Genomic DNA, 15019 nt, shown 5'->3' with positions numbered 1-15019 from the left:
AGATCACACCCGAAGCGGCAAGAAAATTTACCGCAATTGTTTCCAAAGAACGATACCTTGACCGGCCCGAAGAACTTGCCTGCTATGCCTATGACGCCTTTTTGGTCCAGGCCCTGCCCGAGGCTGTTATTTTTGTCAAAACAACAGCCGAAGTCTCCCAGGTATTATCAATTGCACATGCAAACAAAATCCCTGTAACCGCCAGGGGAACAGGCACTTCAGTGTGCGGGGCCCCAGTGCCCATCCAGGGGGGGCTTGTTGTGTGTTTCTCCAAAATGGACCAGATTATAGAGGTCAATACCAGGGACAGATATGCCGTTGTCCAGCCCGGGGTCATCAACAATGATCTTCAAAACGCTTTGGCCCCCCATGGATTTTTTTACCCCCCGGACCCGGGTTCCATGTCCATAGCCACCATGGGCGGAAACATTGCCCAGAACGCCGGCGGCCCCAGATGCCTCAAATACGGGGTGACCATGGATTATGTTCTGGGCCTGGAAGTGGTCATAGCCGACGGGAAAATCACCAGGTTCGGTTCAAAGAATGTCAAGGATGTCACCGGATACAAAATGGCATCCTTGTTCTGCGGCTCCGAAGGCACCTTGGGCCTTGTGACCCAAGCCATTGTCAAGGTTGTGCCAAAACCGGAAACCACCCGGACCCTGATGGTCAATTTTACGGACTTGGATGATACGGCAAAAGCGGTCTCTGATATCATAGGGTCCGGTATTTTGCCTGCAGCCATGGAACTCATGGACCAATTCACCTTAAACGCCATTGAAGAGAGTGCAAATTTAGGACTCGACCGGGAGGCCCAAGGATCTTTACTCATTGAAGTCGACGGAATCAAAGAGGCCTGCGAAAAAGAAGTGGCCCTGATCGTTGACCATCTTAAGGCCAATCATGCCGCCCATATTGAAGAAGCATCCACCCAAGAGGAACAAACCAAACTATGGACGGCCCGGCGGTCTGCCTACGGGGTTTTTGCCAAGCTTGCCCCGGACATCCTTTCCGAGGATGTGACCGTGCCGGTCAGCCAGGTGCCTGAAATGATCCGGCAGATCATGGCCATTTCAAAAAAGTATGATCTCACGGCCGGGGTGCTGGCCCATGCCGGGGACGGGAACATGCACCCCCTGATCCCTGCAGACCGGAACAATAAAGCGGAATGGGCCCGGGTTGAAAAGGCATTTGATGAGATTTTTGCGGCAGCGGCCGCCCTTGGGGGGACCCTGTCCGGCGAACACGGCATTGGTCTGGCCAAGGCCAAATACCTGGACCTGGTCATGGACAAAGATTCCATGGAGATCATGGCCAAGGTCAAGTCCGCCATTGATCCTTTGTCCATCCTCAACCCGGGAAAATTCATATGACACCTGACAATATTGCCTCTGCCCCTCAAAACTGCGGGAAATGCGGGCTCTGCCTTTCTGTCTGTCCGGTATATCAAATCCTGAAAGAAGAACAGGCATCTCCCCGGGCCAGGCTCCAGCTGATCAAGGCATTTGAAACCAATACACTGGAATCCTCTTTCCTGCTCAAAGAAATCATTTCCAACTGCCTCATGTGCGGGGCCTGCGCCCGGATCTGTCCTTCGGGGATCAACCATTATGAAAAATTCATGGACATGCGTGAAAAAATGGCGGCAGCATTGGGCGACACCCCGGCCATCAAGGGATTAATTTTTCTATTGGCCAGAGAGTATCGTCTCAGGGCCGGGGCCAAAATGGCAGGTGTGGGACAGCAACTCACCCCTGAATTTTTGAAAAAAAAATACAGACTGGGCCAGATTCCAATCTCCTGCCTTCCACAGCTCAACCCTGCGCCATTCAGGCAAACCCTGCCCGAAAAGATTCGGCCCAAATCAGGGAAACCCTTGCGGGGAAAACTTGTTTACTTTAGCGGATGCGCCACCAACTACATGTTTGAAGACACGGGAAGGGCAAGCGTCAAAATTCTTAAGGATCTTGGATATGAGGTCATCATCCCCCGGGATCAGACCTGCTGCGCCATCCCCCTGCTCTATCACGGGGCCGGATCCAAGGCCCGCAAAAACATCATCACCAATATCAGGGCCCTGGCCTGCCATGACTACGACCATATTATCGTGGACTGCACCACCTGCGGGGCGGCATTAAAGGATGAATATCCCTTGTATATTCAACGACTGAACAAAGAGGGGATCGACAAAGGAGACACCCTGTCAGCCCAGGCCCAAACAATATCTGAAAAAACAATGGACATACTCAGCTTTTTATCCAAATTCAACCTTAAATATGATCCCCCACCACCCAAGATAAGCCGGGGGGTTTACCATGCCCCCTGCCATTCGAGAAACAGTTTTAACTCGCATCCCCGGGTACAGGATCTGCTGAGACATTTGCCCAACCTTGAGTACGTTCCCACGGCAGAAGAAGATCTGTGCTGCGGCGGGGGCGGTACCTTTTTTTACGAACACCCCAAAACCGCCCAAAAAATCATGGAGCAAAAGCAGGCCCAGATCACTCATACCAATGCAGATCTCTGGCTGACGGACTGCCCGGTCTGCAGGCTCAATCTGCAGGGTAACCTTCCCTTAGACAGCCAAACAAAGATTATCCATCCTGTAACCCTGATCTGCCAGGCCATGGCCCGGGAGACCCCATGAAAATTTGTCTGGAAAAAGGGGGCACACACCTCAGCTTTGATCTTCCCGAAACCAAGCTTTACGGCCTGCTCAAAGGCCGAGATATCCCGGGACTCAGCCATACATCCATCAGTCAGATTATCGCCCAAGGGATTCAGGACCATTGCCCAAAAGAGATTGCCTCAAAAAAAATTGCCCTCATCATACCGGATGACACAAGGCTCTGGGCCAGGGCAGATCTTTTTGTGGGGGATATTATTTCAGCCCTTGGACAAAAAGGGGTCAAACCCAGCCAGATCAAAATTATCATTGCCCTTGGCACCCATGGTCCAATACCCCAAAAAAAGTTTGCCCGGCTGTGCGGCCAAACCATTGACCCTAAAATTGAGATCCTAAATTCCGCAGGCCTGGATGAAACAAGGCTTGTCACCATCGGCACCACCTCTGCCGGCACACGGGTCACCATGACCCGGGAGGCCTGGCAAGCCGATCATATCATCATTTTCGGGGGGATCCTCCACCACATGCTCGCAGGATTCGGCGGCGGCAGAAAATATATTCTTCCCGGGATTTCAGGAGAAAATGCCATCCAGACGAACCATGCCCTGGCCATGGATAAAAACGGGAATCCCCACCCCATGGTAAAGCAGGGCATCTGTGCAGGCAATCCGGTGAGTGAGGACATGCAGGAGGGAGCAGAAATATTTTTAAAAAACAAAACCTGCACCTATGCCGCCGTGGCAGCCAACGGCAGAGGAGAACTCTTTTATGCCTCTGTGGGAGATCTTCATTCCACATTTCAAAACGGATGCTCCGCCCTGGATGCGGCCTGCTGTGTAGATGTTCAAACAAGGGGGGATTTTGTTCTCTTTTCAGCCGGGGAAAAAACACAGATGGACAGCTTTACCAAGCCACCAAAGCCTTGTTCAATGCCGTATCTGCGGTCAAAAAGAAAGGCAAACTCTTGTTTGTGGCAGAATGCGGCCAGGGCGTGGGCAATGACAGATTTAAAGCTGCCCTTAAAAAATATAAACATCAGCCCAAGGCCCTTGGAAAAAAGCTGAACACCACCTTTTGCATGCCCGAATATGTGGCCCTGCGGGTCATTGACATGCTCAGCCAATATGAGATCACCCTGGTCTCAGACCTGGACGAGCCCCACACCCGGGAAATTGGATTTGAATTCACCCAAGATTTAAAAAAATATATCACCCGTCTGACCGGCAAGGGGTATGTGATTCCCTATGCAGAAAACATTTTACCCCGGATATCTGACCCCGGCCCTGAACCGCACCCCCCAAAAAAAGGAGGATGACATGGACGAAAAAAGCATAGCCGAAAACATCAAAAAACTCAGGATTAGCAATCAGATGACCCTCCAGGATCTGGCCTCTAAAACCGGCCTGACCAAGGGGTATCTTTCCAAGGTAGAAAGGGCCCAAAAAGCCCCGCCCTACTCCACTTTGACCAAGATTGCAGCTGGCCTGGACATTGAGGTCACCTCTCTTTTGGCCGGCCAGGTGGATCCCATTTCAGATGTCCGCTTTTTTTTAAGCCGCCAGGACAACCGCAAGCTGATCCGGGAGACAGACCAGGAGACCGGGTATGATTATGAAGTTCTGGCCGAGGGAAAGCCCGGAAAAAACATGGATCCGTTTATCATCCATGCCCCCTTTGAAATCACCCGGACCTATACCCATGAAGGGGAAGAATCCATCTATGTCATTGACGGGCAAATAGAATTTCATTACGGGGAGGAGGTTTATCTGCTCAACCCGGGCGACAATATTTATTTTGACTCCATTGTTCCCCATGTGGGCAAAAGCCTGGGAACACACAAGGCCAAACTCTTGGTGGTCATTTATTTTTATAAACGAAACCGTTAAAAAAGACCGTTTAAACCACCGTCTTGGCCAATCATCCCCCGGATATCTCATGACAATTTAAAGCAACCGGATATTAATTTCTTTAAATACAACAGGGTATAACGACCGACCAAGCCAATTCCAAGGGAAGTCACCCTTCGGGCGACTCGATACTACCTCATCTGCGTCGTTCCAGACCGTTGGCAGTATAGTCACTTCGGCTTCACGGCCTGAGGCCTGGCAGCTAACCCGAATATTTCATGAACTTTTAAGCGTTTTGCCAAAAAGTTATATTATTACAATTGGTTGTATCGTTTTTTAAGTCGTTTTCCATTATACAAAACCTCACCCTCCGGGCAAAGCGTTTTACCTCATCTGCTGGGTTACAGTCCGCTCGCAGTAAAGGACTACGGCTTCTCGGTCTGTGCCTTGCAGCTAAGGCAAAAACGCTTTGTGAAATATGCGGGCTAAAGCAAAATCAATTCATAAAATATGCGAGCCAAAGACCAGGTTATCCATGGTCATTGCAGGTTATTTTTTCAATCAAGCCCTCTCATTCATGATCATTTGGGTTAAATATTAACAAGTACCTACCGTGGTGGTACCACCAATTAAATTTTTAAACCTACGGAGGTGCGATATGCGCTATATATACCTATTGATTATTTCCCTCATGGCCATGCCTGCATGGGCCGCAACTGATCTGACCATCTATTCCGGGGCAGGCTTGATGAAGCCCATGGAGGCGTTGAGAACGAATTTTGAAAAAGATCACAACGTTGAAATAAAGGTCCATTACGGAGGATCTGGAGAAATTTTCGGAATGCTTGGCATGGGCAAGTGTTGTGATGTCTTTATTCCCGGGGCTGAAAAATATACCAATGATGCCAAAAAAAACGGATGGCTCAAGCCAGGTACAGACCAGAAGATTGTCAAACATATTCCCGTGATTGTGGTGCCCAAGGGCAACCCTGCCAATATCCAGACCCTTGCGGACCTGGGCCGAAAAGATGTGAAGATAACCCTTGGGGATCCAAGGGCCTGTGCCATCGGCAAAATTTCAAAAAAACTGCTGGAAAAAAACAAATTGTACGACCAGGTCAAACCCCAGGTCGTGGTCTCAGGCCCCACAGTGAACCAATTGCTGATTTATGTGGCCATGAACCGGGTTCAGGCCGCCATTATCTGGGAAGATGTTGTGGCCTGGGCAGAGGACAAGGTGGAAGTGATCCGGATTCCGGACCAGGACAATATTATTAAAACCGTTCCCTGTTCTGTTACCAATTGTTCGCCCAACCCGGCCCTTGCCCAGGAGTTTACCCAATACATCTCCTCGGACAAGGCCATGGCGGTCTGGGAAAAATGGGGGTTTGAAAGATGCACAGACTAACCTGGTTTCGGTTAGTCTTAATTACCCTTCCAATTATCCTGACCGCAATATTACTGGCCGCGATTATCTCCCTGGTGCTGGTCCCCAGCCCAGGGGAGATCTGGGCATCCTTATTAAGCAAAGAGATGCTGTTCTCACTTAAACTGACGGTCTGGACCAGTCTTTTGTCCACCTTTCTGGTCTTTATTGTTTCAGTGCCCACAGGATATTCTCTTTCCCGGATTGATTTTTGGGGTAAGAGTATTGTCAAGGCAATCATTGATCTTCCCATTGCATTTCCCGAGCTGGTTCTGGGCCTTTGCCTGCTGCTGCTCTTTGGACACCCGGTCATTCAGGAAAGTTTACGGGCCATAGGCCTTGATTTTGTATTTACCAAACAGGGTATTGTTATTGCCCAGTTTTTCACCGCCCTTCCCTATGCGGTCAGGATTATAAAATCAACCTTTGACTTTATTAATCCCCGCCTGGAATTTGTATCCCGAAGCCTTAGATATTCGATGTTTGAAACATTTATAAATGTATCTTTGCCATTGGCCAAAAACGGTCTTCTAACTGCGACAATTATTGCCTTTGCCCGGAGTATCGGCACCTTTGGCACTGTGTTGATCCTTGCAGGCGGGTCATATATGCAGACAGAGGTTCTTCCCATCACCCTCTACCTGAACGTTTCTTACGGTAATATGCCAATGGCGATCACATCGGGTATTATCCTTGTGATTGTCTCTTTTATTGCCATTTTGGTATTTGAAAAATCAGAGGCCAGCATATGAGTTATTTGAGCATTGAAAATTTAAGCATAAAATTAGGGGATTTTGAACTTAAATCACTGGACCTGAATTTAGACCAGGGAGATTATGCCGTTATCATCGATCCCACAGGTTCAGGAAAAAGTATTTTACTTGAATGCATTATCGGATTTTTCCAGCCGGAAAAAGGGAAAATTATCCTGGACGGTGACGATATTGTCAATGATCTGCCGGAAAAAAGAGGGATTGGGATCGTATACCAGGATTATGCCCTTTTGCCCCACCTCTCTGTATTTGAAAATATTGCCTATGGGTTAAAAAAGGTAGAAAAACACAATATCAAAACCAAGGTTGAAGAGATTGCAGCCAGCCTCAAGATTGACCATCTTCTGGAACGAAAGCCGGATACGCTCTCGGGCGGGGAGCAGCAGCGGACAGCCCTTGCCCGCTCCCTGGTGGTCAATCCGCGGCTCTTGCTCATGGACGAACCCTTTTCAGCACTTGCCCCGGGGACGCGCAGGGAGATTCGCCAGCTTCTCTGTGACGTGATTGATAAAAAATGCACCACCGTCATTCATGTGACCCATGATATGAAGGACCTTTGGGCCCTTGCCGACAAAGCTGCAATTTTAAGAAAAGGGCAAGTGCTCCAATGCGGAAGCGTCAGGCAGATTTTTGAAAGACCTGCCAATAAATTTGTGGCAGCGTTTGTGGGCGCCTCATTCTGGGGTGCACGTGTGGGTGAAAAAATTAACGGTGAGACCCTTTTAAAACTGGATGATTTTAATATCATGTCCACGGATGAGGCCATCCAAGGAGAACGGGTCAAGGTGGCGGTCCGTCCTGAAGAAATTTGCCTGTACAATACCCCGCCAAGCCATTTAAACGGGGACAGTTTAATTAAAACCAGAGTTCAGCAAATCAAATGTGAAGGAGAAATCTGGTCTCTTCGTGTCAAAATAAGGAACACGGCTCTGAATATTAACTCAACACGGAATATGATGACCGGATTGTATCCAAAGCCAGGGGACACACTTTATGCCAGGATCAATGCCGATCATGTCAGGATTATCCAATAAACAAATATCAGGAAGACAACAGGGCCCCTGAAAAGGCTTCCATAATCTTTTTTGAAGGCCGGTGAAAAAAGACCCCGCTCTGACTATTTTTTTTCATCCCCCGGATAAACAGATAAAAAACCCCGCCCATATGGAGATCATAATCATACTCTTTCAGGCGAAAACGAAGATACCGGTCCAGGGCAACAAGGTAGAGATGGTATTGGAGGATATAATCGTGTGAGACCATTGCCTGGTGGAGGTTTGGTGGGTCATAATCCCCATAGGCTGGCCCGAGATAGTTGGATTTATAATCCATGATATACCACTTGTTGTTGTGCTGGACCACAAGGTCTATAAACCCCTTGACAAACCCCTTAAAATTAGGAATTGACATTTTTTTCAGGCGCTGGCCGTAATTATGTTCTCCGGGCAGGCAGGCAAACAATCGGGCCATGGCAGCCAGGTCAAACCCTTTCATGTCAAAACAAAATTCCATCTCCGTAAACCGGTTATCCATGGTAATTTCATCCAGGGAAAACAAAGAATTGTCCCTGGAATTCAAGGGGCAGGACAAGACCTCATTTACCATCGCCAGGACCTGCTGGCCAAAGCCTCTGCCTGAAAAACCGTATTGAACAAGTTTTTTTGAAATAATGGGTTCAATGGTGGCAGGATCTGAAAAATCAATATCCTCAAACACAGAATGAAAAAAATCTCCGGCACCGGCCCCCTTTGGAAAATTTTCCAGAATGATCATGTCATCAAGGCCAGGGCTTTTTTCCCTTTGGACCGTCTCATGGCCTCCCTGCCCTGAAATAAGAGCGGAATAGCTGGTTATTCGCCAGTCAAACAAAATGTCCCGGGACATCTTTTGGGGGACAAGGTCCTGATCCAACGCCGGCGACCTGGGCAGATAAAAAGGATGGGGCGGCAGCTCAGGGGCTTTTAATGCTATACTTTGGGGATATTTTGCGGCAAAATCGTTTAAGTCCTCAACCATGGCGGTTTCATCCGGGAATCCGTCCGGATGAAGCAAACAGCCGAGCGCTGAGGTATTGGCCCCTGAAAAAGCCCCCCAATAGATTTGACACATAACAGAGGCCCGGGTTAATGCCACATAGAGCAGGCGCATCTCTTCGGCGTGATCTTCTTGATCTTTAAACGCCCTTGCCCGGTCAATTTGGGGCGAACCCAAATCCAGACAAAGCCTGAAATCCTCATCCGGGTCATGGTAAAGAACCGGGCCTTTGGTCCCCGGGCGGCCTTTACCCGTCCACAGATAGGGCAGAAACACAATGGGATATTCAAGTCCCTTGCTCTTGTGAATGGTCACAATGGCCACGGCACTATGGTCGCTTTCCAGGCGAAGTTCGTCAGCCGTCTCCTCCCGGGTCTCTTTGGACAGCTGGTTTTGAACCCATTTCAACAAAAAGGGCCGGGACAGATCCTGGTGAAGGGCCATTTTGGATATCAGCTCAATCAGATGATAAAAATTGGTCAACGCCCTTTCACAAAGAGCATCGCAAGGCGCAGGCCTTAGGTCTTCATCATGAAAAAGCCTTGAAATCATGGGGACAAATCCTTTCTCCTCCCAGATTTTATGATAGCTTGCAAACCGGTCCTGCCATGATTCCAAAAGGGTGTGCTCCTTGTCCATGAGTTCAAACATCTGGGGGGTCATGCCATAGACAGAAGAGGCAAGGGCTGCCTTTAAAAACCCGGTATGTTCCGGCCGGTCCACGGCAGAGAGGATATCAAAAAGCTCAACGGCCTGGGCAGAATCAAACACAGATCCTGTTTTGGATAAAAACGAAGGAATATTAGATTGGGATAACGCCTTTTGAACCGCCTGGGCCTGGTCATTGGTCCTGACCAGAACGGCCATGTCTTTCAAGGATATTTTCCGGGGAATATCCTCTTTTTCCCGGGTATCCAATATCCGGGTTGACGGGTTTAAAAGCAAAGACAGAATGTCTTTGGCCAGAATATCCGGAATCGCTGCCAGACCGGCCCCTTTTTTAACCCACCCCTTAGCATCCTGTGGCAAATTTTTAGTTGGCACAAAAACAAAATTAAAAGGCGGAGCGAAAATCTTATCGCAAACCAGACGGTTTTTGGCTGTTTTAGGGGTGGCAACCGGATGAAAGGGAATCTCCTTAAATCCAAACGGGGCCGGAACCCTGGAAAAAATGGCATTGATTCCGTCAACCAGCAACGGGGCAGACCTGTAATTTGTGGCCAGGGTAAATTGCTGACAGCTTTGCTCACAGGCTGAAAGATAGGCAAAGATATCCCCGCCCCTGAACCCGTAAATGGCCTGCTTGGGATCACCGATCATAAAAAAAGGCAGAACAAAATTTTTAGGTTTGAACAGGATTGAAAAAATATCATATTGTCCGGGGTCTGTATCCTGGAACTCGTCAATAAGACAGGCTTGATAGCTTTCCAGAACCGCCTGTTTCAAATGTTTGGAGCGAAAAGAGTGAAGTGCGGATGCCAGATCATTGATCAGGTCGTCAAAAAAGCAGGCCCCTTGGGTCTCTTTCATCCTGGCCAGTGCCTTGGCATAATACTCAAGAAATTCAAGCTTGACGGCCACAAGGTTTTCTTCCATGACCAGATAAAGGCTTAAGAGGTGTTCACAATGGTCAAAAAAAGGATGACCCGGCGGTGTATGGGCGGCCTTGGTTTTTTGAGCCATCCGGGTCCGGGTAAATTTATACAAAGGATCCCCTTGTTCGGTCATGACAAAGACACGGTTTTCCTCTTTAAGGGCTTTTTGGCTGAGATCCAGCCAAAGGGGCAGATTCTTTTTGGAATAGCTTCGTTTATCCACGCCCTTGTGGGTCGAAATCAAGGTAAGGATCAGGTCTTTTTCCCGGGTGAGAATTGCCCGCACCTCCTGTACAGCCTGCCTGTACTCATCTCCAATGGACCTGAAAACCGCAGCGTCAGGAAAAACCTTAAGTCCCGGACGCGCCACTGCCCCCCTTAGCTCATTTTGAATCTTTTCCGGGGTGATGCCGGCCTTGTCCAGAAAATCCAAAAACAAGGGATCCTCATCATTGATCCGGGCCGTGAAAAAATCCATGGCGGTTTCGGAAAAAAACCCCTGGCTGTCAGCCAGAAGTTCCATATCAAAATTAACCCCGCTCTCAACGGCATTCTCCTTGAGCACGGAAAAACAAAAGGAATGGATGGTCATGATGGCTGCCTGGTCAAAGCAGGTAATGGCCAGGCTCAACCGTTTCCGGATCAAGGGGGCCTGGGCTTGGGAATTTAAAAAAACGGCCAGTTCGTCTGTCCGCGCCTCCGGGTTTTCCTGGCCGTTACAGGCGCTAAGGCAGGCGCTAAGCCGTTGTCTTATCCGAAGTTTGAGTTCCGACGCCGCAGCCTCGGTAAAGGTGACCACCAGGATGGATTCCACAGGGTATCCCATGGCCACAAGTCTTGCAAACAAGGTCGTGATGGTATAGGTCTTGCCTGTGCCGGCCGAGGCCTCGATCAGGGTGACCTGCTCAAGATCCAGGGTAAAGGGGTCTAATTGAGGGAAGATCTTCACAGGGTCAGGTTCTCCAAAAGCGGTTTAAAAACAAAAAGGCCGGTCTCGATCAGCCCGGATGCCTTTAGGGCCTCTGAATTTGCAAAGGGATCTGCCCCCTGAAAGGCCAGTGCGGTATACCTGTTTTGGCATTCACCCGGCAGATGATCATTGCCTGCCCAATGGGGTTTTGCCCTTTCAAACGCCTGTTCAATGCAAGGGCTGCTTTGATCATAGTTAAGTTTTTTTAAGGTGGCGGCAAGATAAAAGCAGACCCGGGTTAAAAAAGGCATCACCCGGGTCTGGCCGGTAAGATAAAATTGTGCAAGATCTTCTATGATTTGCCCGGCCGTTGGTTGATCTAAGGGGGCTAATTCACAATAAACGCTGCCCTTTTTGAGATCCTTGCCCACCAGCCGGGTATATCCGGCATCAGAGACCATGACCGAATACATCAGATGATAAATCCACTGGGTGAGAATACGGGCCGGGGTCAAGGCGGCAAATCCTTTGACCACACGGCCCTGGGCAAAAACATCACCCACCTGGCCTGAAAACTCAAAGGGCCCTGTTTTAAATTCAATATTGTTTGTTTCAACCCTGTCCCGGGCCCCCATCTCGTCTGCCAGGCTCTTTATGGGCCGGGCAAGGCCGTTTATTCGGTCAAATTCGGTTTTTCCCTTTTGTCCAAACGGCAATGTGCCGGACGCCCTGACCCGGGCAAACAACTCCTTGTCTCCCGTCTGATCCATACACAAGGCCCCCAAATGGTATTGGGCAAGCCCCTTGACCTGAAACGCCTCCCGATCCAGGCGTTCTTTTCCCAAATCAGGATAAACAAGCCCCAGGGTACGGGAGATAAACGCCTGGACAGGATGGCGATAAAACCGGATAAAATCAAGGATCTCAATGAACACCGGTCCGCAGGGCAAAGGCTGCAAAGCGGGTAAGCCCGCTGCGCCAGGAGGGCAAAGACTTTGTTTTTCCCCCGTACTGATGTTTAATTTTTGACTTGCCTGGGCCTTTGCAATCCGGCATTGGGGGGTGGAAAACGAAAAAAAATCAGGGGATTTTCCCGAAGAATCAAAGTACACAGGGCTGAAAGGATGAAGGGGGTGGAAAATTTTCCAGGAAAACCCGTCGGGAAAACTAAAGCTCTGAATCAGGGTATCTTCAAGCTCTGCCACAGGCGCTGCACAGGGGATGGGAGAATTATCGCTGATGCTCATCCCCGTATAGGTGATAATCAGCTGCTGCCGTGCTGAAAGCAAAGACTCGAGGAACAGATAGCGATCTTCTTCCCGTTCGTTCTTGTCACCGGGTCTTGGGTGTTTATGGGTCAAATCAAAGCGGTTCACCGAATGTGCCCTTGGAAAATGTTTTTCTCCCATGCCCATGAGGCATACCAGCTTAAAAGGAATGCTTCTCATGGGCATGAGATTGCAGAAGGTCATGCTGCCGGCAAGAAAACTGCCCTGTGAAATATTCTGATCCAGTTTTGATTCAACAGCCTCCCTTGCCACTGAAAAATCTATTTTGGATTTAAATCCTGCATCCTGACCCTCTTGAGCCATCTGTTCAAAGGCGGTGAACAAAAAATCCATATCCTTGTCATAGCCTTTGTCAGAGACCATCATGGACCGGACAATGCGTTTAAAACAGGCGGCCCAGTTTTCCAGGGTCTTGGGAGAGTCCAAAAGTCCAAGACAGTCAAACAAGGTATGAACAAAATGGGCATATTGCCCAAAGACCTGGCCCTCCAGGCCCTCAAACCCGTCCAGGGGCAGAACCTCTCCTGCCAGTTCCGATTCTCCGCCGGGCATGGCAAAGCCCAGGGCCAAACGGCGCATGCCAAAGGCCCAGGTATTTTCCGGGTATGATTTGCCCGTGACCTGGATACGGTGGGCCTCGTCCTTGCCCCAGATAACACCTGCAGCGGTAAGGCCTTTGTCCATCTGCTCCTGGTCTGCCACGGTCAAATTAAATTTTTCTGCAATCACAGGGGATTGCAAAAGATCCATGACCCGGAATTTTTCCAACCGGGAATCCTTGAGCTTGAATATTTTTAAAAATGCCTCCAGAGTGCTGGATTCTGACCGTCTTCGCCGGTCAGATACGGCAAAAGGAATTTTGGGGGACGGGGAAAATGCGGCCTCTAAAAAAGGGGCGTATGCCTCAATATCGGGCATCATCACAATCACATCATGGGGGCAAAGTTCCGGATGGGTATTAAATGCCTCGAGAATAAGGTCCTTGAGCACCTGGGACTCCCGCATGGGTGAATGACAGGCATGAATGGAGACAGAACGATCAGCAAAAGAGACCGCTGCCCGGGGAGGATGGTCTTTCTCCCCCCTGTGGACCAGATTGAGAATATCAGACTGGACAACAGAGAGCATGGACGGCAGCCCTCCTGAATCCAGGCCAAACCTGTCTTCTTCATGATCCAAAGGGTCTGTAAAAAAATCCCCCCAGGGTTCATGATAGTCAAAATTTTCCAAGATACCGTGAAACTCCCGGCCGCTTCGGCCCAGGGCTGCCAGCAAAGGATTGCCGTCATCCGTAAAGGGAATCAACCCCTCTTGATCTTCTTTTCCATCCGTATCCGAAAAAAGGTCCATCTCTTTTTTTTGGCGGCTGGATCTTAAGTCAAAAAAAAACTGGCTGCAGGGGGTCAAAAGAAAAAGATGAATATCCAAAATTTCGGCCAGGGCGGCAAAGGCCTCCAAAAACCGGGGCGGCATGGATGAGACCCCGAACAAAGAAAATCTTTCAGGCAGATGATCCCTTTGGAGCAGACCGGCCCTTGCCCGGGTCAAAAGGGCATCCACCCGGTCTGGCAAAGACATGGCCCTCTGGCTCAATTGTTTCCAGAGCCATGCCTGCCACACGGCATGATCTTTGACAGAATCTGATACAGGATCAAGAGGTTTTTCCCCCTCCCACTGGGCCAAAAGGTCGGGACGGTATACCTGGTAGTCATCAAACACCTTTGCAATTTTCCGGCTGAGCCCCAGTTTTTTTTTCCCCGTGGGATCATCCATGATATACCGGGTAAGACCGCTGGCCTCAAATCCGGGACACGCCTCAAGGGAAGAAGAGACAAAGATATCCATGATGGACCAGGTCATGATCTCCGGGTTCAACACGGTTTTTGCCTTGTTTATCCGGCTTTCGGACAGCTCCTGGGTATTATCAATGGTATGCTCAAGGACCTGTTCTAAAATCTGCCGGGGAAACAAGAAACGAACATTGGCACAGATGCCAAACCTTTGGGCAATGGCTGTGGTCAGCCATTGTTTCATCCCTCTGGACTGAATGCCGATATATTCGGGCGCCAAAGGGGTATCAGGCACCTCGGAAATCATGGTCAACAACGCCTGTACAAGGTTTTCCATCCAATTGCTTTTAATCAGGTTGAGCAAGGCCTTAAATTCCTTATCCGAATAATTTATCCTTAGAATAGCAAATCCTGATACACCGATCAAACCCTGATGCTAAACCCTTTAGCCCGAATATTTCATAACCTGAAGGTCAGTAACTGACAATTTGAGGATGCTGGATATTATCTCTTTAGATACAGCAAATTATAATTATTTACCAAACCAATTCCAGGGGGAGTTCCCCTTCGGGCGAACCGATTTTGCCTTATCTGCATCGCTGCAACCCGTTCGCAGTAGACTCTCTATGGCTTCACGGCCTGGCGTACAGCTAAAGCAAAATCGATTCGTAAAATATGCGGGATGGGTATTAAGGGAGGATTTGAGGACGAGCGAATCAATCTTCCCCA

General features: G+C 49.2%; 10 protein-coding genes. 8 read left to right on the top strand and 2 right to left on the bottom strand.

The window, feature by feature from the left end:
- The first annotated feature begins 2 nt into the window (after window positions 1-2).
- The 8 genes from HUN05_12645 (at window position 3) to HUN05_12610 (ending at window position 7706) form a co-directional block, all read left to right on the top strand.
- The gene (locus HUN05_12645) at window positions 3-1373 is read left to right on the top strand and encodes an FAD-binding protein (protein ID WDP88049.1); all 1371 of its coding nucleotides are present in this window, start codon (window positions 3-5) and stop codon (window positions 1371-1373) included.
- Window positions 1370-2647, top strand: a complete 1278-nt coding sequence (locus tag HUN05_12640) for a (Fe-S)-binding protein (GenBank protein WDP85878.1) — start codon at window positions 1370-1372, stop codon at window positions 2645-2647. Before HUN05_12645 ends, HUN05_12640 begins: the two co-directional genes overlap by 4 nt.
- The gene (locus HUN05_12635) at window positions 2644-3690 is read left to right on the top strand and encodes a DUF2088 domain-containing protein (protein WDP85877.1); all 1047 of its coding nucleotides are present in this window, start codon (window positions 2644-2646) and stop codon (window positions 3688-3690) included. Before HUN05_12640 ends, HUN05_12635 begins: the two co-directional genes overlap by 4 nt.
- A 14-nt stretch (window positions 3691-3704) precedes the next feature.
- The gene (locus HUN05_12630) at window positions 3705-3941 is read left to right on the top strand and encodes a hypothetical protein (GenBank protein WDP85876.1); all 237 of its coding nucleotides are present in this window, start codon (window positions 3705-3707) and stop codon (window positions 3939-3941) included.
- 1 nt (window position 3942) lies between these two features.
- Entirely contained in the window at window positions 3943-4512 is a 570-nt protein-coding gene (locus HUN05_12625; GenBank protein WDP85875.1) for a helix-turn-helix transcriptional regulator, read from the top strand.
- Window positions 4513-5131: 619 nt separating this feature from the next.
- Window positions 5132-5881 carry a molybdate ABC transporter substrate-binding protein gene (gene modA, locus HUN05_12620; protein WDP85874.1) on the top strand — a complete coding sequence of 250 codons (750 nt, stop codon included), beginning with the start codon at window positions 5132-5134 and terminating at the stop codon, window positions 5879-5881.
- Window positions 5869-6651 carry an ABC transporter permease subunit gene (locus tag HUN05_12615; protein ID WDP85873.1) on the top strand — a complete coding sequence of 261 codons (783 nt, stop codon included), beginning with the start codon at window positions 5869-5871 and terminating at the stop codon, window positions 6649-6651. Before modA ends, HUN05_12615 begins: the two co-directional genes overlap by 13 nt.
- Window positions 6648-7706 (top strand): ATP-binding cassette domain-containing protein, encoded by a 1059-nt coding sequence (locus HUN05_12610; protein WDP85872.1) that lies wholly within the window; start codon window positions 6648-6650, stop codon window positions 7704-7706. The genes HUN05_12615 and HUN05_12610 overlap by 4 nt, the downstream gene beginning before the upstream one ends.
- A gap of 7 nt (window positions 7707-7713) precedes the next feature.
- On the opposite strand, the gene recB is transcribed toward HUN05_12610, so the two are convergent.
- Together recB and recC are read right to left on the bottom strand one after the other, a co-directional pair.
- Window positions 7714-11250 (bottom strand): exodeoxyribonuclease V subunit beta, encoded by a 3537-nt coding sequence (recB, locus tag HUN05_12605; GenBank protein ID WDP85871.1) that lies wholly within the window; start codon window positions 11248-11250, stop codon window positions 7714-7716.
- Window positions 11247-14654, bottom strand: coding sequence for an exodeoxyribonuclease V subunit gamma (gene recC, locus HUN05_12600; protein WDP85870.1), 3408 nt, complete (start codon window positions 14652-14654; stop codon window positions 11247-11249). Before recC ends, recB begins: the two co-directional genes overlap by 4 nt.
- Between the last annotated feature and the right edge of the window lie 365 nt (window positions 14655-15019).

Origin of the sequence: Desulfobacter sp., assembly GCA_028768545.1 — a bacterium.
Lineage (GTDB): Bacteria > Desulfobacterota > Desulfobacteria > Desulfobacterales > Desulfobacteraceae > Desulfobacter.
Note: the sequence above shows the minus strand (reverse complement) of the source record. Positions and strands in the feature narration are given on the sequence as shown.

Excerpts from the sequence above, each read along its gene's own strand:
- HUN05_12615 (WDP85873.1), top strand. The coding sequence starts at position 5,869 with ATGCACAGACTAACCTGGTTTCGGTTAGTCTTAATTACCCTTCCAATT.
- HUN05_12625 (WDP85875.1), top strand. The coding sequence starts at position 3,943 with ATGGACGAAAAAAGCATAGCCGAAAACATCAAAAAACTCAGGATTAGC.
- HUN05_12610 (WDP85872.1), top strand. The coding sequence starts at position 6,648 with ATGAGTTATTTGAGCATTGAAAATTTAAGCATAAAATTAGGGGATTTT.
- modA (WDP85874.1), top strand. The coding sequence starts at position 5,132 with ATGCGCTATATATACCTATTGATTATTTCCCTCATGGCCATGCCTGCA.
- HUN05_12630 (WDP85876.1), top strand. The coding sequence starts at position 3,705 with ATGCCCGAATATGTGGCCCTGCGGGTCATTGACATGCTCAGCCAATAT.
- HUN05_12640 (WDP85878.1), top strand. The coding sequence starts at position 1,370 with ATGACACCTGACAATATTGCCTCTGCCCCTCAAAACTGCGGGAAATGC.
- HUN05_12635 (WDP85877.1), top strand. The coding sequence starts at position 2,644 with ATGAAAATTTGTCTGGAAAAAGGGGGCACACACCTCAGCTTTGATCTT.